At 68.1% G+C, this 26077-nt stretch carries 26 protein-coding genes and 1 pseudogene; 18 read left to right on the forward strand and 9 right to left on the reverse strand.

What is annotated here, in order from left to right; translation table 11 throughout:
• Positions 1-3 precede the first annotated feature (3 nt).
• The 15 genes and pseudogenes from ACFYWX_RS02470 (at position 4) to ACFYWX_RS02540 (ending at position 13818) form a co-directional block, all read left to right on the forward strand.
• Positions 4-360 (forward strand): hypothetical protein, encoded by a 357-nt coding sequence (locus ACFYWX_RS02470; RefSeq protein WP_376387150.1) that lies wholly within the window; start codon positions 4-6, stop codon positions 358-360.
• Complete coding sequence (locus tag ACFYWX_RS02475) at positions 351-1172, forward strand: DUF317 domain-containing protein (protein WP_389422086.1); 822 nt, start codon at positions 351-353, stop codon at positions 1170-1172. Before ACFYWX_RS02470 ends, ACFYWX_RS02475 begins: the two co-directional genes overlap by 10 nt.
• A gap of 73 nt (positions 1173-1245) precedes the next feature.
• A complete protein-coding gene (locus tag ACFYWX_RS02480) occupies positions 1246-1764 on the forward strand; it encodes a hypothetical protein (protein WP_376387148.1) in 519 nt (172 codons plus the stop codon).
• Positions 1765-1766: 2 nt separating this feature from the next.
• On the forward strand, positions 1767-2546 hold the full coding sequence (locus tag ACFYWX_RS02485) for a DUF317 domain-containing protein (RefSeq protein ID WP_389422087.1): 780 nt from the start codon (positions 1767-1769) through the stop codon (positions 2544-2546).
• Positions 2547-2584: 38 nt separating this feature from the next.
• Positions 2585-4378 (forward strand): type IV secretory system conjugative DNA transfer family protein, encoded by a 1794-nt coding sequence (locus tag ACFYWX_RS02490; RefSeq protein ID WP_389422088.1) that lies wholly within the window; start codon positions 2585-2587, stop codon positions 4376-4378.
• 141 nt (positions 4379-4519) lie between these two features.
• Positions 4520-4732 (forward strand): annotated as a pseudogene (locus tag ACFYWX_RS02495) (XF1762 family protein); the annotation flags it as partial.
• A 118-nt stretch (positions 4733-4850) separates the two neighbouring features.
• Positions 4851-5360 carry a hypothetical protein gene (locus tag ACFYWX_RS02500; protein ID WP_389422089.1) on the forward strand — a complete coding sequence of 170 codons (510 nt, stop codon included), beginning with the start codon at positions 4851-4853 and terminating at the stop codon, positions 5358-5360.
• 65 nt (positions 5361-5425) lie between these two features.
• The gene (locus tag ACFYWX_RS02505; protein ID WP_389422169.1) at positions 5426-6115 is read left to right on the forward strand and encodes a hypothetical protein; all 690 of its coding nucleotides are present in this window, start codon (positions 5426-5428) and stop codon (positions 6113-6115) included.
• A gap of 26 nt (positions 6116-6141) precedes the next feature.
• Entirely contained in the window at positions 6142-6654 is a 513-nt protein-coding gene (locus ACFYWX_RS02510) for a hypothetical protein (RefSeq protein ID WP_389422090.1), read from the forward strand.
• 350 nt (positions 6655-7004) lie between these two features.
• Positions 7005-7970 carry an alpha/beta fold hydrolase gene (locus ACFYWX_RS02515; protein ID WP_307047040.1) on the forward strand — a complete coding sequence of 322 codons (966 nt, stop codon included), beginning with the start codon at positions 7005-7007 and terminating at the stop codon, positions 7968-7970.
• A 23-nt stretch (positions 7971-7993) separates the two neighbouring features.
• Positions 7994-8866, forward strand: a complete 873-nt coding sequence (locus tag ACFYWX_RS02520) for a hypothetical protein (protein WP_307047038.1) — start codon at positions 7994-7996, stop codon at positions 8864-8866.
• Positions 8863-10137, forward strand: coding sequence for a DNA cytosine methyltransferase (locus tag ACFYWX_RS02525; RefSeq protein WP_061334417.1), 1275 nt, complete (start codon positions 8863-8865; stop codon positions 10135-10137). The genes ACFYWX_RS02520 and ACFYWX_RS02525 overlap by 4 nt, the downstream gene beginning before the upstream one ends.
• Positions 10137-11267 carry a DnaB-like helicase N-terminal domain-containing protein gene (locus ACFYWX_RS02530; RefSeq protein WP_319253989.1) on the forward strand — a complete coding sequence of 377 codons (1131 nt, stop codon included), beginning with the start codon at positions 10137-10139 and terminating at the stop codon, positions 11265-11267. Before ACFYWX_RS02525 ends, ACFYWX_RS02530 begins: the two co-directional genes overlap by 1 nt.
• A gap of 67 nt (positions 11268-11334) precedes the next feature.
• Positions 11335-12711: a DUF317 domain-containing protein gene (locus tag ACFYWX_RS02535; RefSeq protein ID WP_389422170.1), complete on the forward strand. Its 1377-nt coding sequence runs from the start codon at positions 11335-11337 to the stop codon at positions 12709-12711.
• A 246-nt stretch (positions 12712-12957) separates the two neighbouring features.
• Complete coding sequence (locus ACFYWX_RS02540) at positions 12958-13818, forward strand: nucleotidyltransferase domain-containing protein (protein WP_319300773.1); 861 nt, start codon at positions 12958-12960, stop codon at positions 13816-13818.
• Between the two features lie 117 nt (positions 13819-13935).
• Here ACFYWX_RS02540 and ACFYWX_RS02545 read toward each other — a convergent pair whose 3' ends face one another.
• The 3 genes from ACFYWX_RS02545 to ACFYWX_RS02555 are packed head-to-tail and all read right to left on the reverse strand — an operon-like array spanning position 13936 to position 19813.
• A complete protein-coding gene (locus ACFYWX_RS02545) occupies positions 13936-17013 on the reverse strand; it encodes a type I restriction endonuclease subunit R (protein WP_389422091.1) in 3078 nt (1025 codons plus the stop codon).
• A gap of 3 nt (positions 17014-17016) precedes the next feature.
• Positions 17017-18270, reverse strand: coding sequence for a restriction endonuclease subunit S (locus ACFYWX_RS02550; RefSeq protein WP_389422092.1), 1254 nt, complete (start codon positions 18268-18270; stop codon positions 17017-17019).
• Positions 18263-19813 carry a type I restriction-modification system subunit M gene (locus tag ACFYWX_RS02555; RefSeq protein ID WP_061334409.1) on the reverse strand — a complete coding sequence of 517 codons (1551 nt, stop codon included), beginning with the start codon at positions 19811-19813 and terminating at the stop codon, positions 18263-18265. The genes ACFYWX_RS02550 and ACFYWX_RS02555 overlap by 8 nt, the downstream gene beginning before the upstream one ends.
• Before the next feature lie 623 nt (positions 19814-20436).
• Between ACFYWX_RS02555 and ACFYWX_RS02560 the strand changes: the two genes are divergently transcribed.
• Positions 20437-21258 carry an IS5 family transposase gene (locus ACFYWX_RS02560; RefSeq protein ID WP_389422171.1) on the forward strand — a complete coding sequence of 274 codons (822 nt, stop codon included), beginning with the start codon at positions 20437-20439 and terminating at the stop codon, positions 21256-21258.
• Between the two features lie 33 nt (positions 21259-21291).
• Here the strand turns inward: ACFYWX_RS02560 and ACFYWX_RS02565 are convergent, their stop codons facing one another.
• Complete coding sequence (locus ACFYWX_RS02565; protein WP_308061808.1) at positions 21292-21774, reverse strand: contact-dependent growth inhibition system immunity protein; 483 nt, start codon at positions 21772-21774, stop codon at positions 21292-21294.
• 123 nt (positions 21775-21897) lie between these two features.
• Entirely contained in the window at positions 21898-22419 is a 522-nt protein-coding gene (locus ACFYWX_RS02570; RefSeq protein ID WP_247201196.1) for a hypothetical protein, read from the reverse strand.
• Positions 22420-22643: 224 nt separating this feature from the next.
• Here ACFYWX_RS02570 and ACFYWX_RS02575 point away from each other — a divergent pair, with 224 nt between their 5' ends.
• Positions 22644-23198, forward strand: a complete 555-nt coding sequence (locus ACFYWX_RS02575) for a hypothetical protein (protein WP_159059648.1) — start codon at positions 22644-22646, stop codon at positions 23196-23198.
• On the opposite strand, the gene ACFYWX_RS02580 is transcribed toward ACFYWX_RS02575, so the two are convergent.
• Genes ACFYWX_RS02580 through ACFYWX_RS02590 form a run of 3 tightly spaced genes read right to left on the reverse strand, consistent with a single transcriptional unit; the run spans position 23195 to position 24366 of the window.
• A complete protein-coding gene (locus ACFYWX_RS02580) occupies positions 23195-23449 on the reverse strand; it encodes a hypothetical protein (protein ID WP_389422093.1) in 255 nt (84 codons plus the stop codon). The two genes, ACFYWX_RS02575 and ACFYWX_RS02580, sit on opposite strands and share 4 nt — an antisense overlap.
• On the reverse strand, positions 23446-24018 hold the full coding sequence (locus tag ACFYWX_RS02585; RefSeq protein WP_389422094.1) for a reverse transcriptase domain-containing protein: 573 nt from the start codon (positions 24016-24018) through the stop codon (positions 23446-23448). Before ACFYWX_RS02585 ends, ACFYWX_RS02580 begins: the two co-directional genes overlap by 4 nt.
• A 6-nt stretch (positions 24019-24024) precedes the next feature.
• Complete coding sequence (locus tag ACFYWX_RS02590; protein WP_389422095.1) at positions 24025-24366, reverse strand: hypothetical protein; 342 nt, start codon at positions 24364-24366, stop codon at positions 24025-24027.
• A 974-nt stretch (positions 24367-25340) separates the two neighbouring features.
• Between ACFYWX_RS02590 and ACFYWX_RS02595 the strand changes: the two genes are divergently transcribed.
• Positions 25341-25838 (forward strand): toll/interleukin-1 receptor domain-containing protein, encoded by a 498-nt coding sequence (locus ACFYWX_RS02595; RefSeq protein ID WP_061334398.1) that lies wholly within the window; start codon positions 25341-25343, stop codon positions 25836-25838.
• 3 nt (positions 25839-25841) lie between these two features.
• Here the strand turns inward: ACFYWX_RS02595 and ACFYWX_RS02600 are convergent, their stop codons facing one another.
• A complete protein-coding gene (locus ACFYWX_RS02600; RefSeq protein WP_389422096.1) occupies positions 25842-26045 on the reverse strand; it encodes a hypothetical protein in 204 nt (67 codons plus the stop codon).
• Between the last annotated feature and the right edge of the window lie 32 nt (positions 26046-26077).

Below are 26077 nucleotides of genomic sequence, written 5' to 3' on the forward strand. Positions count from 1 at the left end.
CCCATGCCCGCACTCACCCCGGACACCATCCACACCGCGACCGAAACCCTGTCGGAACTCACCGACTACCTGCGCGAGAACCCTGACCCCGTGGAAGCCCTCGCCCTCGTAGAGCCCCTCCTCGACGAATACACGGGCCTACCCGTCCAACTCGCCGACACCCTGCGCGCCCTCGCCCGCACCCTGCAGGAACACCCGGACACGCCGCGCACCGCACAGGTCGACCTTCTGATCGCGGAACTGCGCACGGCCGCGTGGGAGCAGGCCGACCAGCACACCCTCCACTACGTCCTGGACGACCTCCGCGACCTGTATGGCAGCACCGCCGCGAGCGAGCCGGGAGACGCCCGGTGCCCCTGAGCGAACGACAGCTCGCCGCGTTCGCCGACAAGCACGCCAGGCAGATCCCCTTCGACACCAGCCCCCGCCACCTCGCCGGCCCCGGGGATGCCCGCCACGTCACCCACGGCCTGGCCGCCGCCGGATGGAGCGCCGTCTCCGACCCGTTGAGCGCCGAGATCGTGCTGCGCAGCCCCGACCTTCGCCACCGCCTCCAGTTCGACCCGCAGTCCACCACCTCCGCATGGTGGCGGCTGCGGGCCGAGCCCACCGACACCGAGCCGGGCTGGTACGCCGAGTTCGGCGAACTCCTGCCCGCCGAGGTCCTCGCCGGGTTCACCGACGCCCTCGTCGCCCCACCGCCACAGCAGCCCGACCCGTGGCAGGCGGTGCCTTCGGCGGGGTGGCACCGCGACTCAGGCGGCACGGCACACTCGCCGGACTCCATGTGCCACATCGAACTGCGCCCGCTGAGCGAATTCAGCGACCGGCCGTCCTGGCATGTCGAGACCCGCGAGCCCGGCTACGACCAGTTCCCCGGCCCGCGTATCTGGCACGCCTACCTCGACGAGCGCACCCCCGCCCACCTCGTCGGATCGTTCCTCACCGCGCTGGTCGACGCCAGCCCGCTCCAACGCGGCATGTACGACCGCACCGGCCACTACAGCGCCGTGCAGGAGCCCAGCCCGCTGCGCCCACAGCAGGTGGTCGACGCGCACACCGCACGTATCGAGTCGCTCCGCGCCCGGGCACGCTCCACCCGCCGACAGCAGACGAAACCCGCACCGACCCCGGCGAAGGCCCACACCGCCCAGCCTGCCGCCCGCCGCTGAACCGACAGGACCCCTCCCCATTTCCGCCGATCACCGCGCACACCGCGACTCCCTCCGTCACCTCGACCGCTACGTGAGCGACAGCAAGAAGATCCTCGACGCCTGGGACGCCTACTCCGACGAGCACACCGACCTCGACGGATGGCCCTACGACGACCACGCCTATGGCCTGCGCGCGAGCCGGCGCGACGCCGACACCGCCGAGGCGTTCGAATCGCTCCGGTACGGCGCCCGTCACCTGCTGGCCACAGCGGAGACGCAACTTGGCCGCCTGCCGGAAGGTACCGTGCAGAGCCGCTGGGTCTACCAATTGGGTGTCCTGCACGCCGCCCTCGACCGGCTCGAGCAGCTGCACGAGCAGTGGCTGGAAACCCGAGACGCCCTTCCCGCCACCGCTACGCCTGGCACCACGGCCTTCGACGACGCCCTCGCCGAGTACCACGCCGAATCGTGGAGCTACCTCGACGACTGGGCCACCCACGGCAAGACACTCCGCGAGATCAACGCCGCTGCCCGCAAAGCCCCCTCACCGCTGGCACCTGCACCATCGCCGGCTCCCACGGCCGACCGGCGAACCCCGGCACGGAAGTGACCATGCCTCTGGCTCCCGAGACTGTCGAGGTCGACTTCATCACCCCGCGCCACCTGGCCGGTGGCGGTGACCCCGCCTGGATCACCATCCCCCTCCACCGCGCCTGCGGCTGGAGCCACGGCAACGACCCCCTGATGGCGCGCGTCCTGCTCTCCAGCCCCGACCAGAAAGCCCTCCTGCGCCTGGAGCCCGAACCCGACGGACAGTGGTGGACCCTTCACCACGCGGCGGAGCCGGACCGGCCCGCGTGGTACGCGAGCTTCGGCGCCCTCACCCCGGTCGAACTGATCGCCGCCGTTACCGACGCCCTCACCGATCCGGCCGCAACCGCGAGCACACCATCCGACCCGTACGAGCCGCTCCAACAGATCGGCTGGTCGCCCGCCTCCGCGGACAACAGCCTCGTGTCGCCCGACGGCACCGCGTACGTCCAGCGGCTGGGCAGCGCGGAGGAACCGGGCGCCTGGTTCGTCACCGCCACACTCGGCCCGGACCGGCCAGTGTGGCAGGCCCGCTTCGGCGCGCACACTCCTGCGTACCTGGTCGCCGCGTTCACCGCTGCGCTCGCCGATCCGAAGCCCGTACCGCGCATCGACAGCGAGCGCAGTCTCCCGACCCGCGACCCGCACGTCGTCACCCGTAGGACCACGGACGTGCTCGCCGTGTACGTGGCCGGGGCGCTCGAAGAACGCGTCCACTCCCTCGCTGCCCGGCACGCCACCGCGCCGACGAATCCGATCCGCTCGCGACAGCCGCCGGCCAAGAACCACCGCAGCCGCTGATCCCTCCGCCCCCGTCCCCGCCCGGAAGCACGTAGCCCTTGCCCCCTTCCTCCTCCAACAGCAACACGGACGGGTACGACCTCGTCCTGCGCCTCCTGATCGGCGTCCTCGCCGTCGTCGTTCCCCTCGCCCACCTCGCCTGGCTGTCCGGCAACGTCACCGCCTACCTCACCGGCGCCGACTGGGCCCCCTACCAGCCGACCAGCGCCCTGCTCCACCCCGATCAGCTGTGGCCCAAAGCGGGAGAGACGTCCCTGCTGATCGGTACCCGCGTCGTCCCTGTTGTCCTGCTCCTGGCCCTCGGTGTGGGGGTGGGCGTCCTGTGGGCCCGGCACAAGAACCGCAGCGGCGGCCGGAAGAAAAAGATCACCGGCATGGCCAAGGCCCGCGACATCGAACCGCTGATGGCCAAGGCGATCACCGACAAGGCCCGCTCCCTGCGCCCGAGCCTGAAGAACGCCAAGCACATCGAGGCCCGCGACACCGGCATCCTGCTCGGCAACCTGCAGGGCACCAAGCACGAGGTGCGCATGGGCTACGAGGACGTGGCCGTCGCGATCATGGCGCCCCGCTCGGGCAAGACCACCTCGCTCGCGATCCCCTCCATTCTCGCCGCGCCCGGCCCGGTCCTGCTGACCTCGAACAAAGCCGCCGGCGACGCCTTCACCGCGACCTACGACGCCCGTGCCCGCGTCGGACAGGTGTGGTCGATGGACCCGCAGCAGATCGCGCACGCCGCACGCGAGATGTGGTGGAACCCTTTGGCGGACGCCAAAACCCTGGACGGAGCCGGGCGGTTGGCCGGCCACTTCCTCGCCGCCTCAGTGGACGCGAGCCAGCAGGGTGACTTCTGGTCCAAAGCCGGGTCCAACATCCTCGCGCAGTTGTTCCTGGCCGCGGCCCTCGACGAGCGGCCGATCACCGACGTCATGCAGTGGCTGGCCTTCCCTGCCGACCGCACCCCGCTCGACATCCTCCGCGACCACGGCTTCGCCGCCGTCGCCGCCCAGCTCAAGGGCACGGTGGAGGGACCGCCGGAAACCCGGGACGGCATCTACGAGACCGCCCGCCAGTACGCCGCCGCGCTGCTGAACAGCGAGATCGCCGCGTGGGTCACCCCGCAGAAGGACACCGCTGAGTTCAAGCCGTCTGCGTTCGTGACCTCCACCGACACGCTCTTCCTGCTCAGCAAGGACGGCGGCGGCGGCGCCTCGGCGCTGATCGCCGCGTGCGCGGACTCGGTGATGCGTGCCGCGACCGCGCAGGCCGAACGCGCCGGCGGGCGCCTCGACCCGCCCATGCTCGCGATCCTCGACGAGGCCGCCAACGTCTGCAAGATCAGCGACTTGCCGGACCTGTACTCGCACCTCGGGTCGCGCGGCATCATCCCGATCACGATCCTGCAGTCCTACCGCCAGGGCCAGAAAGTGTGGTCGGACGCCGGAATGGACGCCATGTGGTCCGCCTCGACCGTCAAGGTCATCGGCTCCGGGATCGACGACCCGGACTTCGCGGACAAGCTCAGCCGTTTGATCGGCGACCACGACGTCGAGACGACCTCCACCTCACACTCAGAGTCCGGCAAGTCGACCTCGGTCAGCATGCGGCAGGAACGAATCCTGCCCGCCGACGCCATCCGCGCCCTCCCCAAGGGCACCGCGCTCTGCTTCGCCACCGGCATGAGGGCCGCCATGCTGGACCTGCGCCCGTGGTACCTGGAGCCCGGAGCGGAGGAGCTGTCCGCGGCGTCGTCCCGCGCGTCCAAGGCGATCACCGCCCGCGCCGTAGCGAAGCACGCGCCGACGCAGTCCGACTTCGGGAAGGCCGTGTGAGCGCCGTCCGGCTGCACTTGGTGCCGGTGCGCTCACGTGAGGCGAAAGACTTCGTGCGCGCCGGGCACCGCCACCACCGGCCTCCCGCCGGTCAGATCTTCGCCGTCGGGCGCCGGCACCGAGACCGGCACGCTGCGCGCCGTGGCCATCGTCGGCCGGCCTGTTGCCCGCCACCTTGATGACGGCACCACCGTGGAAGTCACCCGGACCGCCAGCGACGGCGCTCGCAACGCCAACTCCCTGCTGTACGGAGCATCGTGGCGCGCGGCGAAAGCCCTCGGTTACCAGCGCCTGATCACCTTTACCCAGGCGGGCGAGAGCGGCGCGTCCCTGCGCGGCGTGGGATGGCACCTGATCGCCAGCCGCCCGCCCCGGGCCGGATGGCACACCCCCTCCCGGCCACGGGCCGGCCACGGGCCGGCCACGGCAACGACCACATCGCCCGCTTCCTGTGGCAAGCCCCCTGAACCACATGTCCGGAGACGCCCTGCACACTTACGAACCCACCGACCTCGACGAGATGTCCCCGCGCCAAGCCGTAGACGCCGTGACCGCGGACATCCGCGACCACCACATCACCGTGGACGGCACCGGCCTGTTCAACGCCACGCGGCACATCGACCTGCTGTGCCACCTCGCCGCCCGCATGGCCGCCGACGTCGAATACCATCTCGCCCCGAACATCGCCGACCTCCCGCCCGCCGAGCCCCTCGGCGAGAGCGCCGGCCACGTCGGGCGGGCCATCGCCCACTACACCCAGGCCCTCGCCCCGCTCATCACCCTCACCACCACGGCGCAGGACACCCTCCAGCAAAAGCTCGACTCGCTGGACCACCACAGCCGCCTGCGGATCCACCTCGACGACGCCAGGCGGGCCCTGGCAGCAGCCCGCACCGCACTGGAGGTACCGCGGACCCCCGCTGCTGCGAGCGCACCCACCCCAGCCCCGTTGCCCGCCCCGGCTATCCGGCGCCGCGCATGACGACACCGCCCACCGATGGCCTTCTCTTTGAAGTGGCCCCGCCACCGACGCCGGTTGAACGGCTCATGCTGCTCGCAGACCAGTACGTGCAGCACAACGACACGCTCGACCGCCTCCTGCGAGCCGAATCGCAATCCGAACCCGACGCCCACGTCGCCTCCGCCCAGCGACTCGCCTCCGCGACCCGCACCGCCATCAAAGCGGTCACCGACGAACGCCTCTACGAAAGTCACGAGCTGTCGGACGCGGTGGTCCGGCTCCAGCAGCTCGCCTTCCTGAGCAGCGCCTCCACGGACCACCGCCTTCCCATGGCGCGCACCCTGACCGCCCTGGCCCCCGAAGCCGCCATGAGCTGCGCCGACAGCATCGCCCACGAAATCCGACGCCGACGCTGGAGCACCACCGATGCTCCAGACCACCAGCTGACCGCCACGCAGCGCACCGCCCTGTGGGAGATCGCCTGCGGGCACGTCCTGGCCACCCGCTCCCTGGGACGGCAGTACGTCCACTACCGCGACGAGCGCGTGCTCATCGGCACACTGCGCTCGCTGGAGGCGAACGCTCTGGCCGAGCGCGTCCCGAACTCCGCGTCCTCCGCCTACACGGGCGGACCGCTTCAAGACCGAGTCCGTCTCACCGCCGCCGGCACCACCGCCCTGGCCGCCGCCATCAGCCGCCCGACCACCGCCAGGCCACCCGGCACGACACCCGCGCCCGCCCCCACCGCCGCGACGACGGCCACCCGAAGCCGCTGACCGACCCTCCGGAGCCACACCACCCCATGCCCCTGCTCGACCTGGCAGAACACGCACAACAACTCCGCACTCTGGCACGCGACTTCGAGACCCTGCACGCTCGCGTTCGGGACGTCTCCTACACCCCCGGCACCGACGCGCTGCGCCAGATCAGCCCGCTTCTGCTCATGACCCAGGACCTGACGGCCACCGTCCTCGTCCGCCTGGGCGCGCTCGACTCCAGCACGTACACCAGCGTCGCCGGCAGCCGCGCGAGCCTGGAGTGCCTGGCCTCGGTCGTGGTCGCCTCCTCCCTGGCCGGCAACGACCTCGCCAGCGCGCTGCACGCCAACCCCTATGAAGGGGCGTCGTTCCCCGGCTATCCGGCGGACGACGCGTCGGTGCGCACCGCTCGCCACGCCGAGGCCATCCCGAAGATGACCGGCCACCTCGCTGACGCCGCCCACCAGCTCGACCTGAGTGCGACCGGGTGCCACTACGTCGCCACCGGCATCACCCGCGACCTCGCCGCCACACAGGTCCAGCGGCGCAGCCGCTGACCACCACCCGCTTCCACCCGGAGCACTGCACCATGCGCAAGCGCGGCCTGCCCTTTTTGACCATTCGCTCTGCGGCGGCCGGCCCCCGAACTCAAGCTGCCCGCGCCGCCCGCCCGGTCATCGGTCAGCGCTGTACCCGTGGCCCGAACGCGGGCGCACCTGCGCCTTGCCAACCCCACATGATCACGCCGCTGACTTTCCCGCCCGGCCGCTGGGCGTCGCCTCCCCGATATCCGCCCGCCCCCTGTACGGCGGCAAGCGCAGTGAGGTGCCGAACGGCCAAGTCCACCAACCCGGCCCGGACGGCGAACGGCTGCCCCCGACTGATCCCCCCTTTGGAAGTCCTACCTGTGCGCAACCCGCCTTCTGCCACCGAGGTGTTGTCGGTCTCCGCCGCGGACGGCACGCGCCTGTCCGCCTACCGCGACACCCCTGCGCGCCCGTGTCCCGGCGGCGCGACGGTCGTGCTGGTGCACGGCGCGTCCGTCACCGCGGACCTGTGGCGCGTCCACGCCCGGCACCTGACCAGCCTGGGCCTGACCGTCGTGCGCTACGACCAGCGCGCGCACGGTCACACCCCGTGCGGCCAGGCACCGCTGACGATCCGGCAGCTCGCCGACGACCTGCACCAGATCCTGACCCACGTCGTCCCCGCCGGGCCGCTCGTGCTTGCCGGCCATTCCCTGGGCGCCCTCGTCCTGCAGGAACTCTCCGCCCTGCACCCCCAACACCAGGCCCGCATCTGGGGCATGGTGCTGCTGTCGGCCTCCGCACGCGGTGCGACCGTGCTGCCCGGACGCGACCCGCGCGCCTGGCTCCTGGCCGCCGGACGCAGCCTCGCCGCTCTGGCCTGCACCCGGGCGCCCCGCACGGTGGACTTCCTGCGGCGCCGGCTGCCCACCACACACCCCTACAGCCTCGCGCCCCACCCCGACCGGCCGGCCGACGGGCCACCGCGGTGCCGCCACGGCATCCGCCACACCCACACCCGCGATCTCGCCGACCTGTGGCAGTGCCTGCGCCGCTACCAGCCGCGCGACGCCACCGTGCTCAACCAGTTCGGCGAGCGGCTGCTGCTGATGGCCGGCGCGGACGACCGGCACATCCCCGCCGCCCACACCAAGCAGCTGGCCGCCCAACTCCCTGCCGCCCGCCTGGAGATCCTCCCCCGCACCACGCACGCGCTGCCCATCCGCCACCCCGCGCTCATCAGCGACCGCATCGCCCGCCTCGCAGCCGAACCGAGCCCCCACCACCCTCCTCACCCCCAGGACCGATCATTTCCGAACTCCCTGCCTTCCGGGCAATTTCACTAGGTGCCGGTATCCAGTCCAGCGCCATGCTCACCCTCTCCGCACACGGCATACTCCCGAAGGTCGACTACGCAATTTTCGCCGACACGGGCTGGGAACCGAGAGCCGTTTATTCCCATCTCGACCGGCTGGAGCGAGAAATAGCCAGGCCCGCAGGCATACCCGTTCTCCGTGTATCGTCCGGAAACATACGCAACGATGCCCTGGACCCCGACCACAGGTTTGCGTCAATGCCGCTCTACGTCCTGAACAAGGACGGAAATCCGGGTATGACCAGGCGGCAATGTACCGGGGAATATAAAATTAAGCCGATCAAGAAAAAGGTTCGCGAACTACTCGGCTACCCCTATCCCACACGCATCCCCAAGAGCGTCTTCGTCGAGCAGTGGGTCGGCATCTCCACCGACGAATTCCACCGGGCCAAGGACGCCGACGTCAAGTACATGCGCAACCGGCACCCGCTCATAGACATGGGCTGGTCACGGTCCGACTGCGTCCGCTACCTGGCGTCGCTCGGCCTGGCCGACACCCCGAAATCGAGCTGCTTGGGTTGCCCTTTCCACGGAAACGCCCAGTGGCGCAACATCCGCGACAACTCTCCGAGGGAATGGGAAGACGTGGTGGAGTTCGACGCGGCCATCCGCAAGGGAAATGCCCGCGCGAACGCCACCGGCAACCGGCTGCTTGGTGAGGCGTTTCTCCACCGCTCCCGCGTGCCTCTCAGCGAGGCCCCCATCGATCACGTCACAGCCGCCGAATGGGCAGCGATGCAGCAAGAACTCACCGACAGCGGACCTGACCTTCAGGAGCTGGAGCAAGGAGTCGCCGACGGCTGCTCCCCGTGGGCGTGCCGCGGTGAAGTCGAGCCGGCACAGGACGACTTCGGGCTGGCCTCTTGACCATCCTGGACCTGTTTGCAGGACCGGGCGGATGGAGCCACTCACTTGACGTCCTCGGCGCACGGGACGTGGGCCTCGAATGGGATGAGTGGGCCTGCAAGACCCGTGCGGCGGCAGGGCAGCTGACCATTCGCACCGACGTGGCGCTATATCCCGTCTGGCCCTTCCTCGGCAAGACCGCCGGGCTCATCGCGAGCCCGCCCTGCCAGGCATGGTCCATGGCCGGCAAGCGCCTCGGCCTGGTGGACCAGCCGCTCGTGCACCAGGCAGTGGCGGACCTCGCCGCCGGACGCGACACCCGCGAGAAGCTGCTGACCGCCTGCCGGGACGAGCGCTCGCTGCTGGCCGCCGAGCCCATGCGCTACCTCCACGCCCTCAACACCGTCGGCGAGCCCGAATGGGTCGCCATGGAAGAAGTGCCGGACGTCCTGCCGCTGTGGAAGCAGTACGCCTCCGTGCTGCGCGGATGGGGGTTCTCGGTCTGGTACGGGATCCTCAACGCCGCCAACTTCGGCGTACCGCAAACCAGGCGGCGGGCAATCCTGCTCGCCTCCCGCGTCCGCACCGCCCAGCCCCCACCACCCACGCACGCCCAGACCGCCGAGCCGGAAAGCCTGTTCGGGCCAGGCCGTGACCGATGGGTGTCGATGGCCGAGGCCCTCGGCTGGGGCGCCACCGACCGACCCGTCCCCACCGTCTGCGCCGGCGGCGGACCCGGCGGCGGGCCCGAACCGTTCCCTTCAGGCTCCCGCAAGACGCTCTCCGACGCCCGGGAGCGCGGCACCTGGATGCCGCGACCGGAGGCTGTGGTCCTGCAGTCCCGCCGCGAAGGAGCCGGATGGGCCGCCCGGCACGGCACCCGCGAGAACCGGACCGCTACTGCCCCGGCACCGACGTTCACCGCCGAGGCGCACCGCTGGTCCTGGTCCCTGCGCAGCAACAACCAGGCCAACGCCACCATCCGTCCGCTGTCCGAGCCGGCAGGCACGCTGTTCTTCGGTCACCGGGCGAACGAGTGCACCTGGGTCGCCGCACCGGCCCTCGCGCCGACGGAGGACACGGACGCGCCAGCGGTGCCGGAGCCGATCCGGATCACCGCCCGCGAGGCCGGCCTCCTGCAGACTTTCCCCGCCGACTACCCGTGGGCCGGCAACAAAGGCCAGCAGTTCTCCCAGATCGGCAACGCCGTACCGCCGTTGCTCGCCGGCCACCTCCTCGCCCCGCACCTCGGCGTCACCCTCGACCCCAACGACTTCACCCTCACCGCCTGATGCCCCGCACCCCCGAACCTGACGAGGACGGCGACCTCGACGACCTGCCCGACACGCATCCGCCGCCGCCCGTGTACTACGTCGAGCAGGCCCTCCTCGGCGCCCTCCTCCTCGATCCGCACCGTCTCGCCGACGTGACCGGCATCGCCGGCAACTCGTTCTCCACTGCCGCGCACTCCGCCTTGTACGCAGCGATCAGCACGCAGCCCCCGCCCGACCCGGCCGAGCACGCCAAAAACACCAAGTGGCTCGACCAGGTGCTCGCCACAGGGCGCGAGCAGGCGCGCGGACTGACCGCCTCCTACCTGCACACCCTCATCCAGGTCTGCCCCTGGCCCCGCCACGCACCGGCCTACGCACGGATGGTCGAGGCCGAACACGCCCGCCGACGCCTACAGACGGCCGCCGAACTCCTCGTCCAGACCGTCCACGATGCCTCCCTCCCACACCCCGTCCAGACGGTGCTCGCCGAGGCCGACGCGCTCGCCGCGGTCGTGGACGACATCGCGAGCCGGTTCCCACCGCGCGCCGGCGTCCTGCCCCGCGCCCCCGCACCGCCGCCAGCCATCCCGCCCGACTACATCGAGGCAGTCGAGGAGGAGCGGCTGCTGCTCGCAACCGCCACCGCCCACCCATCCGATATCGAGTCCGTCCGATGGCTGCTCCCCGACGACCTCACCCTGCCCTTGCACGCCGGCCTGTGGCAGTGCCTGACCGCCCTGGCCCGCCGCCGCGAGCCCGTTGACCCCGTCACCGTCCTGTGGGAGGCCCAACAGCGCGGCCTGCTCGACGACGGAAGCGAACCGGGCGAGGTGCTCCACCTGCTGGCCGAACCGGCCGGTTCCGTGGAGCACTGGGGCGAGCGCGCCCTGCAGCGCTCCCTCCTGGCCACCGCCGATCGCGCCGGCCGGCGCATCGAGGCATACGCCGGCGACCCGGCGAACACCCCGTTCCAGCTCGTCGCCGGCGCCCGCCGATCCCTCGCCGACATCGGCGCCGTCCGCACCCGCTGGCAACACGCCACCGGAACGGTCCCGCCGCAGCGACCGCGGCCCGCGCCCACCACTCGCGCCGGACCGCCGACCACCACGGCCGCCCACACCGCCCGCGCCGCGCGAGCAACCCGATAGCACCCCGCATACGCCGGTGGCCGGACCCGAAGACCCGGCCACCGGCAGAAGAGACGACCACCTCAACGTGACCACCACACTCCCCATCGACGCCCACGTCCACCTCGACATCCACCCCACCCATCCCAGCGCCGTGACCGCCGCCCTGACCGGCACCCAGGCCCACATCGCCCACCTGAGCCTGGAGGCAGCCGACTGGACCGTCGTCGCCGACAACGTCCTGGTCCTGGTCCGCATCGACCACGAGGAGCCCTACTGGGCCCAGGACGCAGCCAAGCACCTCACCGCCGAAGGCATCACCGCCGAGATCACCCCTCGCCTCCAGGAGGCCATGGACGAGGAATGGACCTGGGCCAACTACCCGATGCCCTGGTGCACCCGCAGCGAAATCCGAGAGGTCTCCAACGAGGCCCAGAAGATCCATGACGACATCCGCCACGGCCAGCTCCTCATCCACGCCCACGCCCACGACGGCCACACCACCGTCGCCGTCGGCACCTACCTCGGCCGCAACGGCAAATCCGTCTACCTCCACGGCGAGGACCACCTGCGGCAAGTCGCAGACACCTTCGACTCACCCGCTGGGGCCCTGCTCGCCTTCGAGAAGGTTCACGCTGCAGACATGCGCCCCGGCCCAGCACCCCTGACCGACACCGAACGCGCCGCCGCCGAAGCCCGCACCCCGCTCGCCCTCACCGCAGCCAAGCCCGAACCGGCCCGCCCGGAGCCCGAGACAGTTGCGGCCTACCTGGCCGATGCCGGCAACCACGACGCCCTCCTCGACACCTTCCTCACCGCACACGGCGAATGGGAGAAGTGGCGGACCTGGTCAGACGAGACCACCCACGCGATCCACGAATCGCAGACCCTGCGCATCGAGCGGATCCACGAAGCCCACCCCCTCGAAACCGCCTGGACCGTGGCCGCGTACGAGACGCCAGTGTCCGACCGCATGTGGCACCTGACCGCCACGGGCACTGCCCCCGCCCCCATCCTCCAGGCACTGCTGAACCACCTCGCCGACGGTGACGGATGGGACACCGCCCTGGGGAGCCCCGTTGACGAGAAGACCGTCACCGCCGCCACGAGACCCCTCGCTGACGCCGGATGGAAACACACCGTGGACGGACGCTGGCTCCGCTGGACGAATGCCTCCCAGGATGCCGGTGTCCAATTCGACGCCTTCGCCGCCCAGCAACCGAACAGCCCCCTCACCACCTGGACCATCTGGGCCGGCCCCACCATCGACCAGCCCACCTGGACGATCCACGCCTCCCCCTACACACCCGCCCCCATGATCGCCGACCTGGCCGAGGAACTCGCGCACGGCACCGGCACGCGGCAGTTCAGCCCCAGCGTCCAGCGGCAGCCTCCGCGTCTCACCGCTACCGCACCGGCCATCGCGACGACCGTCGCCAGACCTCAGGCGAGCCGAAGCCGCTGACCAGCACACTCACGCACGCGAACAGCAGTGTGGCCCTGCGGACGGGGGATGCCGCAGGGCCACACTCACTCGCACCGTACCGCGTCTGTCCGTTTCACGGGGGCTTACTCTCGCTGAATGCCGATGAGGCCCCCGCCATCGGCAACCCAGCGCGGGACGCTCGTGGGTTCACTCTGCAGAGCGCTCTCTCCTTAGCTTGTGGCCCCTAAGGTCCAAGCAGTGCTCGTGGGCGGCAAGGGAGTCCAAGTGAAACGTGAACGGGCAACGGCGATGCTCCACGAGATGCTCGACAATCTGGACGCAGGCAGTCGCCCCCTCGACCTCGTAGACGAGGTCTATGTATTCGGTTCCTACGCCCGAGGCGCGCTGCAGCCAGGCGACCTCGACGTGGCCGTGATCCACCGGACCGACGCCGAATTCACCGAACACGTCGTCGGCGCCCTCATGTACGGGCGGGATCCCATGGCGGGCATGAAGCGCGCGCTCAAAGGCAGCAAGCGCGGCTTCCAATTCCAGTTCAACCAGAACGACCGCCTCCCCGAAGGCTCCGAGCCACAACTGCTGTGGAAACGCGGCGACACCCGCGCCACCGCAGAAGAACGGCTGCAGGCGATGAAGGCGGACCCGGACGCCGGCCGAGCGCCCCGCGACGCCATGATCGAGCAGTTCGACGGACTCGACCGGTGGATCCCCCTCCCCATACGCGTCCGGCTAGTGGAACTGCTCGACACCGGCGCGATCGAGATCAGCCGCATCGCCCTCACGTCCGCCGACCCCACCGACCCGGCCGCCGTAGCCGCCCTGGGGCGCCGATGGAAGACGGACAGCCCACTGCATCGCGCAGCCGCCGCCGCCGTGCGCTATACGGAGGACTCCGGCATGTCCCCGCCGTCCGTATGGGTGCAGGGACAGCCACTCGACCACCGCCGCGACCAGTACGGCGCCGACGCCCTGTGGATCAACCTCGGCTGGTACCACTTCGACCAGCTCGTCTTCCGGCTTCGTGAGGGCGCACAAAGTCTGGAGGTCGTGCGCCCCACACGGACTCAGCCGCTTCACGCCCTCCACATCACCGTGCGCAGCATCGCAGCCCTGGCCCCGTTGTAGCATCCCCGCCAGCCGGAACGACGACGAAAATTGGGGTCGCTCAGGGGACAGATCGGGGCCCGAGCAGCGCGACGAGGCCCGGCAACCGTCACACGTTGCCGGGCCTCCATGCACTCGTCAGTCAACGAGGTAGTGGGCTTCAACGTAGGCGACGGTGGAGCCGTACGGTTCGCCCACCGGCTTCAACATGTACCGGCGGAATACAGCGGCCGTGGCGCGGCGGACGCCGCGGTTGCGGGCCTCAGCGTTGTCCCATGACTGGGCGAGGGTGCGCTTGACCACCTGGTCGATCTCCTCGGCCAGATTTTGCTCCGTGACGGTGAGGCCGGGCGGCGCGTGGTCGCGGATGATCCGCGACAGGACACCCACGTGGTCGTCGTCCAGCACGACGGCTTCGTCGGGGTGCTTCTCCGCGTTCACGATGGCACGGGCGACCCGGAGTGCTTCGGCCAGGAACTCCAAGGCGTCCTGGGCGTTCTGGATGATCCGGTCCCGCAGCTGCCTGATCCGCTCTGCCAGGGCGGTGTACTTCGCAGACCCCGGTTCGACGCCCTTCTCGAGGGCCGCCTTGATGTGATCCAGGATCTCCGCCGCAGACGGCGGCCTCTTGTCCTCGCTGTCGTCCTTGTCGGGCTTGGGACGGACGAGGGCCAGCAGCTCCTTGAGGATCGTGATGCCCTGGGCGTCCAGGACGAGGGCTTCTTCCTGGGAGGCGGCCACCGAGAAGGAGTGGACGTGGGCGTTGATTATCTCCAGGACCATCGGCCCCAGCTCGCCCAGTCGCTCCTTCCTTTCCTCGTCGGAAGACTTCTTGAACAGGGTCGTGTACGCAGACCCGAAGAGCCCGAACCCGTCCTGGTACTTGGCGACCCGCTTGTCCGTGTTGATGAGTGGGTACAGGCGGGCCAGAAGCCGGTAGTTCTTGCTGAAGACCTCGGCGGCGTCAGGGTTGGCGTCCAGGAAGCCGTTGATGGCACGTACGGACTCGTATCCGTGTGCCGTGAGGTCGAGGCCGTCCACATCTGCGAGGAGGTCTTCGATGCGGGCGAAGGTGGTGCGGAACTCGGCGACCAGGTCGGTCAGGTCGGTGACGAACCCGCCGCCCTTGCCTGCGGACCCCTCCGAGGTGGGGTCGACGACGGCACGCTGGACTTCTTCGGCCAGGCTGATGTAGTCCACGACCACGCCGGTGGTCTTCACGAATCCGGCCGGGGAGATCCAGGTGCGGTTCGGGCGGGTGATCGTCTGGAACAGGTTGTGAGCCTTCATTGGCTTGTCCAGGTAGAGGACGCCCTCGTTGGGGGCGTCGAACCCAGTCATCAGCTTGGCCGTCACGACCAGGAAGCACAGTGGGTCATCGGGAGTGAGGAATCGCCGCTTCTGGTCCTCCTCGTCGACCTCGGAGAGCCGGTAGGGCCGCATGGCCGCTTCCTCGGTCTTGGCGTCCGAGACGTGGATATTCACCTCTGCGGTGATCCGACCGTGCTTGCCGACCTCGGCGAGTACCTGCGACGCCTCGTAGCCGGCCAGCAGCTCGTTGATCTTGTCCGTGTATGCCACGGCCAGCTCACGGTTGTAGGCGACGACCTGCGCCTTGAGGCCGTTGCGATAGGTGCCGGCCAGGTAGTGGTCCACGATGTCCTGGCAGACCGTGTGGATGCGTTCGGGGTTGGCGAACACTGAGGTGAGGCGCCCGAACTTGCGGGACAAGGTTTCCCGGTCGGGGTCGTCGAGATCGAATTCGTCGGCGAACTGGTCGAACTCGGCCTGTAGGGCCCGGTCGTTCATCTCGAAGGTGACCGGGTGTGGGTCCAGCATGACCGGGACGGTTGCCTCGTCCTGAAGGGACCGGGACACCGAATACCGGTGCAGCACCCTGTTCGGGTCGGTCTCCTCACCGAAGAGGGCGAAGGTGTTGGTGGCGAGGTTCCTGACGGGTGTGCCGGTCATGCCGAAGAACTTCGCGTGCGGCAACGCTGCGCGCATCTGCCCCGCCAGGGACTCTTCCTCGGATGACTGCGTGCGGTGTGCCTCATCGACCAGCACGATGATGTTGCGGCGGGTCGACAGGTTCTTGCCGGCGTCGGCGAACTTGTGGACGGTCGTGGAGATGACGCCGCGCACATCGTCTGCCAGCAGCGAGCGCAACTCCTTGCTGGTGGAAGGTTGGTGGAAGTAGGCGTCTCCCATCGCGGAGGTGAATACCCCGGAGGTTTGCCGCACGAGCTGGGTTCGGTCCGAGAGCAAGATGATCGTGGGCGAATCGGTGCGGGTGTCAGCCAGCAGCAGCGAAGCAGCGAACACCATCAGCAGCGTCTTCCCGCTGCCTTGGTGGTGCCAGACCAGACCCTTCTTGCCGTCGGCCAGGACCCGCCTGTGGATCAGATGGGCGGCCTCCATCTGTGGGTAGCGGGGCAGGTACTTCTTGTCCGCCCCGCCTCCAGAGGTGTCGAAGAGGGTGAAGTTGGCGAGCATGTCCAGGACCGTGCCTGGGTTGAGAAGCAGCTCGACGGAGCGCTGCACGTCGGCCTGCCCGGACAGGTTCTCGTCGTCGTCAGTGGATCGGAACGGCTGCCACAGGTTCAGGGGCGCACCAGCGGCACCGAACCGCAGCTTCAGCCCGTCGGAGGCGACAGCGAAGACATTGGGGGTGAAGAACCATGGATATTCGGTGGCGTACACGTCGTTGATCTCGCGTGCGGCGTCGGCCCACCCGGACTTAGCGGTCGGTGACTTCACCTCTACGACAACGAGGGGCAGGCCATTGGCCCAGTACACGAGATCGAACCGGCGGGGGGTCTTGCCGGGGATGGTTATGGTCACCTCGTCCGACACGACCAGGGTGTTGGTGGTCGGGTGCTCGAAATCGATGACCTTCAAGGCGTGCCACACGCCGTCGGCGCCCCGGAACTCCTTGTGCCCGCGCAGCAGTTCCAGTACCTGCTCGTTGGCTCGCACCAGCCCGCCATCGACGGCGTTGACCGTAGCGATAATCTCCTCGACCACGGCGTCCACGTCGAACCCGTCGATCACCTCAGGGTTGAGCCGGACGATGGCGTCCCGCAGCTCGCCGGCGAGCACCGTTTGTGTCGTCTCACGCGGCAGCGACCTGCCCGCTATGAAGCCCCACCCCATCGGAAGGGACCACTGGATCATCGAGTTCTGAAACTCACGCTCTCGAATGCCCTTTGCCACCGCTCAGACCCCCAACTCGGCAGACACGATGTCGATGGCGCGGTCCAGTAGTCCCGCCAGCAGCCCAACCCGAACTTCACGGAGGCGCGCGGCTTCAGCGACGACAGCCTCACGATGCCCCCGGAGCGCAGACAACGCGGCATCTACCGAATCGATGCTATCCGGACAAGGCATTGCTACCCGGATCGAGAACAACTGCTTGCGGTTCACCTTGGGCATCTTGGTCCGCCCAGCCATCGACACCGCTGACTCGACTACGCGCTCTTGGAGCAGTACCTCACGTAGCAGGGAGGCGGGAATATCACCCTTGGGCCTGAGCGGATAGGCGTCCGCACTGCACAGCCCTGAGAATCCCGGCACAGCAACCTTCCGCAGCGCGGGACGGATCTTCGAGTAGATGACATCACCTTCGCAGAATAGGAACTTCCCGCTGATGATCTTGTCTTCCCGAGCGGTTCGTGCACCGACGATCTCCCCGGTGCCTTTGGCGATCGTCTCAACACCAACGTGGGTCAAGTCCGCGTACTCCTCCAACCTCGGGTCCACGAGCCGAGCGGTCAGCTCGCAGACATCAGAGAGTGGGGTCAAGGGCGCATCCTTGAGTAGCGATTCACGTGTTGCGTCATGAATCCGAGCGAGCGCTTCCGCTTCCCGGCGGAGTGCGTTGATCTGGTCATCGACCGCGTCGAGCACCTCTACGATCCGAGTTTGTACCTCACGGGGCGGGATCGGCAGTTGAATCTGCAAAAGCTGCTCTGGGTTGAGACGCTTGCGCCGTTGAACCGTCCCGCTCACTCGGTTCTTCATCTCTGCCCACAGTCGCGGTGAGCCACAGACATGCCTCATCCAGTCGGGCATCACTTCTGGGCCAAGCGTGAACGTCGGGAACTCGTTACTGACGACGAACCCGTCGAACTCGGCAGGTACTACGGTGATCGGGCCCTCCCACGCAGTCAGCTTTCGCATCACGACCTGATCGGCGCGCAGCACGTTCATTGCTGCGTACTCTGTATCTCCGCCGTCGAGCTCGCCCTTAGCGACAACGCCCTTCCCTGCATTCAGGACACCGGCTAGACGGTAGGTAGTTGCAGGCTTCATCGGTGTGCGCTGGATGTCGAGACGCATCACTTCCCCGAGCGCACGAAGCGGATAGCCGTCACTCGCCGAAGCCCTCGATCCCTGTGGCGGAACGGCTACTACCTTGCGACGCACGGGAGACTCCAGACCACCGAGGCTGATCTGCTGCCAGTCACTCATCGAAGCCCTCGATCCCGGCGGCAGAGAGGACCGCGAGCATGCGCTGCTCGGCCTTCTGACGCTCGGCCCGGGCGATGTTGTAGGCGTCGATGAGCGTGCCGAGGTCCTCTTGCTCAGCGGCGGCCTGCTTGATGTAGCGGCCGATATTGAGGTCGTACCCGTTCGCCACGATCTCTGTGGTGGGGACGAACCGTGCCGAGAGGTCAGTCTCTTCGCTGCCGTCGGAGCGCGAGTGGTAGGCGGTCACGACGTTGGTGATGTCTACGTCCGTGAGGACATTGCGGTTCTTGGCTTTGGTGAATCGTGCGGAGGCGTCGATGAACAGCACGCCGTCCTTCCGCTCCGGGGCCTTGGTGCCAGGGGCACGGAATACGAGGATGCAGGTCGGAATCGTTGTGCTGTAAAAGAGGTTCGCGGGCAGCCCGATCACGGCTTCCAGGAGGTCGTGGTCCAGGACGCGCTGACGGATGGCTGCTTCCTGGCCGCCTCGGAAGAGGACGCCGTGCGGCAGGACGACGCCGGCGCGGCCCTTCTGCGGGTCCATGCTGGCGATCATGTGCTGCACGAATGCCCAGTCCGCCGACGACTGTGGGGCGACCCCGCCGATGGCTCGCGGGTCGTTGGTCCAGGGCTTCCACTTCAGGCTGTAGGGCGGATTGGCGACGATGATATCGAATTGCTTGACGGACCCGTCCGGCTTCTTGAAACGCGGGTCCCTCAAGGTGTCGCCGACCTCGACCTTGAACTCGGTCAGGTTGTGCATGAAGAGGTTCATGCGGGCCACGCCAGCAGTGTCCGTTACCGCCTCTTGGCCGTTCAGGCTGAGTGTGTACCCCCGCCCGCCGTGGGCCTTCAGAAGGTTCGCGGCGGCAATGAGCATGCCGCCTGACCCGCAGGTCGGGTCGTACACCGACTCGTGGTTCTTGGGGCCCAGCAGTTCGATGATCAGCTCGACGACCTCGCGCGGCGTGAAGAACTGGCCAGCGCGGGTACCGGACCCGTCCGAGAACCGCTTGAGCAGGTATTCGTACGCTCCACCGAGCACGTCGTGGGACATGTTGCCCTCGTGCATCTTGGGGACGCGGTTCATCGTCCGCATGACCGACGCCAGCACCTCCCCTGGCAGCACCGCTTCGGAGGTCCAGGTCATGGACCCAAAAATACGGGAGAACTTGTCAGGGTTGGCCGACTCGATGGCCTGGAGGGAAGCGCGAACCCGCTGGCCGAGGCCGTGCTGGGCGACGGTGGCGAGGATGGATGACCAAGAGGCGCGGCTCTCGGCGACGGTACCAGGGAAGATGAAAGGGATCTTGAACGTCTGGTAGTTGCTGTACTCGACCTCGTCGGCTTCCTCGGCCGAGAGGTCGAGGTCCTCGTTCTCCTTGAGGAACGTCTGGTGGGTGTGCTCCCAGGTATCCGACAGATACTTCCAGAACATCAGAGGGAAGACGACCGAGGAGTACTGCGCCTCGGGCATCGCCACGCGCAGCTCGTCGGCGGCGTCCCACAACCGGTTCTCGATCTCCTGCTGGGTCACTGCCATCAGTCGGGGGTGTCCTTGCTCGTCAAAAGGTGGCGACCCGAAGGCCGTGAAATCCTGCTGGTCACCCTATTTAGGGCGGGCTCTGCATGTACACACCAGGCTTGGCCTGCCGGGTGAGCACACGCGAAGCGTCGCGCCCCGTGGGCGGGAGACTCACAGACGATATCCGCCTCCCCAAAACCACGAAAACGGCAAACGACGCCGCCATCGGGACGCACCTTGCGGTGCCCTCGGGCATATGCGCGCGGGTAGCCGACGGCGCCCTGCACACCCCCTGTCGCCACTGCGAGGTTCACCTGCCGGACCCCATCGCTCGAGAGCAACCCGCACCAGACCTCCCAGGATGCAGCCCGATGGCTCGCTGCTCGTGTCCGATCGGTGCAACCCGAGCGAGGTACTGGGCTCGCTCCGATGCCATTTTTCGGCTCGCGAGAGGCAGGGGCCGTCATATCTAAGCTCATGCGGGCGACTCCGGAGACATCGGCAACGGTGCTACGGCATATCCCACCACCCGCCACTGACAGCGCGGGCCGCGCGCCTTCCCGGAGCCGAAGGCAGAGCGGTTTTCAGACCGCGTTTGAGATCTGCCGTGCCCAGGTGCGTGCGTGGTCGTTGAGCCTCATGTGAGCGGTGCTGGGGGAGAGTATCCGTCGGACTTGACGGACGAGCAGTGGGCGTTGCCGAAGGGCGGGCGGCGGGAGAAGCATCCGCGGCGGCGGATCGTGAACGCGATCTTCTACGTCGTGCGGACGGGCTGCGCTTGGCGGCAGCTGCCGAAGGACTTCGCGCCGTGGCCGACGGTGTACTGGTACTTCACGTGGTGGCACGACGACGGAACGGTCGAACGCATCCACGACGCACTGCGCGGCCAGATCCGTGAAGCCGACGGCCGCAACGTCGAGCCGAGCGCGGGCCTGATCGATTCGCAGTCCGTCCGCACCGCCGATACCGTTCCGGCCGCCACCAGGGGATTCGACGCGGGCAAGAAGGTCAAGGGCCGTAAGCGGTTCATCGTCACCGACACCCTCGGCCTGCTGCTGGCCGTGCACGTGGTCGCGGCGAGCGTGCAGGACCGCGATGGCGCCCGCCGACCTCTGCTGTGGACGCGCCTCGACCACCCGGGTGTCAAGAAGATCTGGGCGGACCAGGGCTTCGCCGGCCGCCTGGTCGACTGGACCACCACCGTGCTCGGCCGCGAGCTGGAGATCGTCCGCAAAGACTCTGATCAGCGGGGGTTCCAGGTACAGCCGAAGCGGTGGGCGGTCGAGCGCACGCTTTCGTGGATCACCGCCCACCGTCGCCTCGCCCGCGATTACGAGACCAGTCCGGCCCGCTCCGAGACGATGATCCGCTGGGCGATGATCGGCATCATGGTTCGCCGCCTGACTCGCGGCCGCCCCGCGACACGGCCAGGACCGCGCCCACTCGTGCGGCAGCAGCCCTAGGCAGTCCGATCGCACCGGCCCGCGCCGAAACGCCTACCGAGCCAGGAACCTCGCGGTCTCCTGCATCAAGGACGGCGGCAGATCGGTCAGCTCCGAGACGATTACGCCCAGCTCCCGGCCGAGTTCGGGCCACTCTTCCCATACTGCTGGACTTCTGGTCAGAACGGCGTACAGCAGATCGCCCTCGTACATGTCGCCCTCGGCCATCGGGTCGTCCCGCAGCGCCTCCAGCGCGAGCGGCAGAAGATAGGCAAGTCCCACGTCCTGCCCGATCAACAGACGCATGTCCTCGACGGTCAGCTCGCCGATCGGCCGACGCCGAAGGGCGTGCACCGTCGCAACAAGGCGACTTGCCTCAGCCGACGGGGTCGGCCAACGGTCGCGCTCAAGCTCCTCCAGAGAGCGGTCACGGTCTACGCGTCGAGTCACCGGTCGATCGTCCCACGCCGCAGATCTCAAACGCGGTCTCAGAGATCCCCATCGAAGAATCCCGCAGGCCGTAGCGCCGCTGCCCACAGTGCCGTCCGGCAGCGCCAGCCGACAATGATCGAAATCATGAGCGGGTCAATCGCATAGACATTCGAATCCTGAGAGGCGTTGTCAGTGCGGTCGGGTATACCGGTCGGCTATGAATGTTGCTCAGGAAGCGGCTGCGTCGGCCTCCGGGGGTACGCAGGCACCATCGGTTGACGGCGACTTTCCAGATGACCACCGCCCCGCTGCTGTGGTCCCTGCATCGCGGGACGCCCGCCTCGGCGGAGAGAGACTCACGGACCGCTCAGGACGACTACCTGCTGGTGGAGCTGCTGTGTGCCGCGTTGGTGAAAATCCGCCTCGAACGACAGCGGGCCGGCGTTCAAGCCCGCGGCACACGGTGAGCTTGACGGCCGAGTACACGTTGCCGCCGAAGGTCACGGCGATGGTCCGCCCCGCGTTCTCGTCGAAGACGATCGGGTTCCAGCGGTCGTTGCGCCACGCATAGTCGTGGAACGGCAGGATGCCTTCGACCTTCATGGAGATGGTGTCGTTCTCGGCACCCTTGAACTGGTCAACACCCTGCTCCTGGAACAGGTTCGGGACCAACAGCTCCTGTTCGAGCATCCCGACAGCGGTGTTCACGAGCTTCCGGGGCTTTACGACCTGATGCTGCGTGATGGGCAACTGGACTACCCCTACAAGGGGTTGGCGCCGGGTTGGCGGGTGGATCGTTACCGGCTGAGCTGGCCGAGGTTTGTGAGGCTGTCGTAGCGTGATCGCCTCAAGCGACGAGAGATGCCTGACGGGGGTGCCTGGTGCAGACGCAAGGACATCAACCACGAACAAGGCCCAGTACGAGGCCCTCTGAGCCGAGGCAAGGAGCAGGACAGCCAAAGTGGGCATGGTGGGTGATCGGGATCGTGATTCCCGTCGTTGGGATTCTCGTGTCCGTATATCTCGCACTTGCCCCCTCGGACGATCAAGATTCAGCCGCGGGAAGGCCCTCGACGGGCGGAGGAGGCTCAGCGGATACCTCGGGGGCATCGCCCACGCCCCGCCAGGCGGCGTCGAAGATCATGTTCGGCCCTAAAGCCGTTGAGGTCGACGTGAACGGCAGCTATCTGGAGCTAGATACAAGGGCACCGCTCGTAGAGGGCGAAGCTCCGAAGGGCGTCGACATCCTCGTGAACACGGACGCGTCCGGGGCCATGGAGAACGCGAAGGTCTACGGCTACCTCGGCGGAACGGTTGCCCCGATCGCTGCGACTTCCGGGGCCGTTCAGGAAGCCGACTGCCTGCAAGCCGTACAGAGGAACGCCAGTGACTCGATAGACAATTTGCAACGAGGGCGCGGCATCTGCGTGGAAACAAGCGAAGGCCGGGTTGCCTTCCTGCGGGTAGCCTCGGCGCCTCCGAAGGGGCCTGTCACGTTTGACATGACCGTATGGGAGCTGCGGGGCTAGAAGCGCCTGGAGCGCCGCGCGAGCTTGCGTGGGTCCATCTCTCCGTCGTCCTCGTCGGACGGGTCGAGACCACCGCCGAGGGTGGCTGGAGACCCCTGGGCGACAAGAGCCTGAAGGCCCTTCGCGTCGGCCTCCGACTCCTCGGGTGTCTTGCCATGCAGGCGACCCGCCAGGGCCTCGGGGAGATCGAACCTGCGGGCCACGGTGGACTCGAGGATCGAGCGCTCAAGGTCGGCGTTCTTGGCCTTCACGTCCGCGAGGGCGGCCTCGAACTCCTCCGGGCTCTTGGCCCCGGAGAGCTTCGTCTCGGCGTCCCGCAGTCGAGTGCGGTTACGTCCAGCTGGCGTAGTCGGGGCAGGCCCGCCAGCATCTCCGGCAGTTCGGCGAGTGCGTTCTCCCGCAGGTCCAGGTGGCGTAGTTCGCGTAGGTCGGCTACAGACGGCGGCAAGCTCTCCAGCACGTTGCCCCTCAGCCAGAGTTCACGGAGGTTGCGGAGGCGGCCGATAGTGTCGGGCAGCGTGGCCAGCCGGTTCAGCATCGCGCGCAGGAGCTTGAGGACCGACCGGTCCACGACGCGTTCCTCGACCGCCTGCATCAACTTCTCATGATCAATCGCCTCAAAGCAGTTGGCGATATCCGTCTCCACCACCCAACGCCTGCCCCGCCACGCCTCATCCACGAGGACCTGGAGGGCATCGTGTGCTCCGCGCCTGGGCCTGAACCCGAACGAGCACGGAAGCATGTCGGCCTCGAAGACCGGCTCGAGCACGATCTTCAACGCGGCCTGCACGATCCGGTCGCGAACCGAAGGAATCGACAACGGCCTCTACTCCGCCACGCCGGGCTTCGGAATGAACACCCGGCGCGCAGGCAACGGCCGCCAGCGGCCTTCCCGCAGTTCCGCGGCCACCTCATCAAGGAGACGGTCAACACCGTACTCCTCAACTTCAGCCAGAGTGGTGGCGTCAATGCCCGGAGCGCCGTTGTTGCGACGCACCGTCACCCACGCGCGCCTCAGGACGTCCCTGCGGTGGACCTTGTCCCCCAGCGCGTGGAACCGCCGTCCGGGACCGGCCTTGGCCGCCCGGTAGAGCGCATGCTGCAAGGCTCGGACCGGATCCAGCTTCAGGAATCCCGACGTGGTGGAACTAGCCGAAACGGCACTCACCAAGCCCCTCCAGACAACCTGCACATCGACGAAGCAGCGGCCCTTCCCTGGCCGGCGGTTGTGTTGTCCGCCGGCTCATCGCGGTACTACGGCCGCCTCCGACGCCCACCCGGCCCGCGCCCACTTCCCGGGGATCACCCGGTTATAGGACGCGCAGCTTCCGGCAGCACCTGTCCGCAGGCCGCCGGGCCGGGGAGGGCCTCCCCAGTTCCCGCTGTCACCGTCGCAACGTTCCATGCCCCATACACCGGGGAGTCCCTCACGGCTGCATCTCCAGGATCTTCGCCGCTTCCATGGCCTTCGCCCTGATTTCGGGGGCTCGGCACTCCCTGTCCCCGCCCCAAAAGGGCGGGCCTCTAACGACGCCGCAGGCTTCGCGTGATGCTACGGACCGCTGCTTTGCTCCCCCTCACAGGGCTTTCGACACTGGGCTTCGACGCCGGGCGTTTCCCCCCGACGCCGCCAGTCTGCTACCGGGCCTCCTGGCAGCTACCCGGACCGGACTTCCACCGGCAGGCGACAACGAGCTTACGACTCAAGATCAGCTACATCACGAAGACCTCCGAGTCTGCTGGGCGCGCGAAAGCGCGAGGTTAGGAGACGCCTGCTCTGTTCTCAATCGCGGCAGCCAGGGCACGCTTACTTGACGCAGTTGGAGGACTCGATACCTGTCCGACGACGTGGTGGAGTTCCGTCACGGATAGGCGTCAGGCGGGAAGGCTGTGCAGTAACTACGACACTGTGTCGGTGGTTCCCCCTACCATGGGGCCATGGCGCAATGCACAGCACCCTCCCGAGGCCACCGCACCGCGAGTGGAGCCGCGAACTGCCCAGCGTGCAGCAACTGGGGAAGGTCGTACTCCCGGTCGTCATACCCGTCGGGCTCCTCGTACAGCAGCGGCGGCGGAGGCCGGTCTTCGTCGTACGGCTCGTCCGGAGGTGGGACCTCGCGTCGCACCAGGTCCGGCAGGACGGTGTCGTACACCCCGACCGAGTGGCAGGCGGTCGAGCCCTACGCCGAGAAGGCTGCGGTACAGGCCCAGACGTACCCGGACAAGCGAGACCTCTTCCTGTGCCACGCCTGGAACGACCGTGAGGGCAGCGCGAAGGAGCTCTACGGCCACCTGAAGACCAGTGGCGCGACGGTGTGGTTCAGCGAGGAAGACATCCCGCTCGGTTCGCTGCAGATGCGCGAGATCGACAAGGGGCTTCGTAACTCCCGCATCGGCATCGTGCTGGTCACGCCATCCCTACTCGAGAGCATCAAGAACGAGGGCATCGCCGAAAAGGAACTCGCCGTCCTGCTCAACACCAATCGCGTCGTGCCCGTGACGCACGGGGTGACCTTCGACGAGCTCTACGACGTCAGCCCCATGCTCGCGTCCCATTCCGGGCTGAGCACAAAGGAATCGTCGCTCGACGCCGTCGCCGCCAAGATCGCTGCTGCTGCCGCCGCGCTTCCCGCTGCCTGACGCTCAGCTCAACCCGCACGAGCAGTCGATGCCGTTGCCGCGAGAGAAGAAAAAGTCGCAGCCGGGGTGGTGCTCACGGTCGGTGCGCTGCACCGGCACCCGGTCGACTACGAACGCGCGTCGTGGTTGTGGTCCGCTGACGATCTTGCGGAGCTGCTGCACCTCGCTCGGCCACAGCCGGTAGCCCGACGACAGCCGGGCATCCACACCGAGCGAGAACGGGCCGGCGGTCTGCTGCT

Source organism: Streptomyces sp. NPDC002888, assembly GCF_042888465.1.
GTDB lineage: Bacteria > Actinomycetota > Actinomycetes > Streptomycetales > Streptomycetaceae > Streptomyces.

What these genes read in the sequence shown, in the direction of transcription:
- ACFYWX_RS02505 (WP_389422169.1), top strand. Translation starts at nt 5,426, where the DNA reads ATGCTGCTCGCAGACCAGTACGTGCAGCACAACGACACGCTCGACCGC.
- ACFYWX_RS02510 (WP_389422090.1), top strand. Translation starts at nt 6,142, where the DNA reads ATGCCCCTGCTCGACCTGGCAGAACACGCACAACAACTCCGCACTCTG.
- ACFYWX_RS02485 (WP_389422087.1), top strand. Translation starts at nt 1,767, where the DNA reads ATGCCTCTGGCTCCCGAGACTGTCGAGGTCGACTTCATCACCCCGCGC.
- ACFYWX_RS02520 (WP_307047038.1), top strand. Translation starts at nt 7,994, where the DNA reads ATGCTCACCCTCTCCGCACACGGCATACTCCCGAAGGTCGACTACGCA.
- ACFYWX_RS02500 (WP_389422089.1), top strand. Translation starts at nt 4,851, where the DNA reads ATGTCCGGAGACGCCCTGCACACTTACGAACCCACCGACCTCGACGAG.
- ACFYWX_RS02555 (WP_061334409.1), bottom strand. Translation starts at nt 19,813, where the DNA reads ATGGCAGTGACCCAGCAGGAGATCGAGAACCGGTTGTGGGACGCCGCC.
- ACFYWX_RS02470 (WP_376387150.1), top strand. Translation starts at nt 4, where the DNA reads ATGCCCGCACTCACCCCGGACACCATCCACACCGCGACCGAAACCCTG.
- ACFYWX_RS02530 (WP_319253989.1), top strand. Translation starts at nt 10,137, where the DNA reads ATGCCCCGCACCCCCGAACCTGACGAGGACGGCGACCTCGACGACCTG.
- ACFYWX_RS02550 (WP_389422092.1), bottom strand. Translation starts at nt 18,270, where the DNA reads ATGAGTGACTGGCAGCAGATCAGCCTCGGTGGTCTGGAGTCTCCCGTG.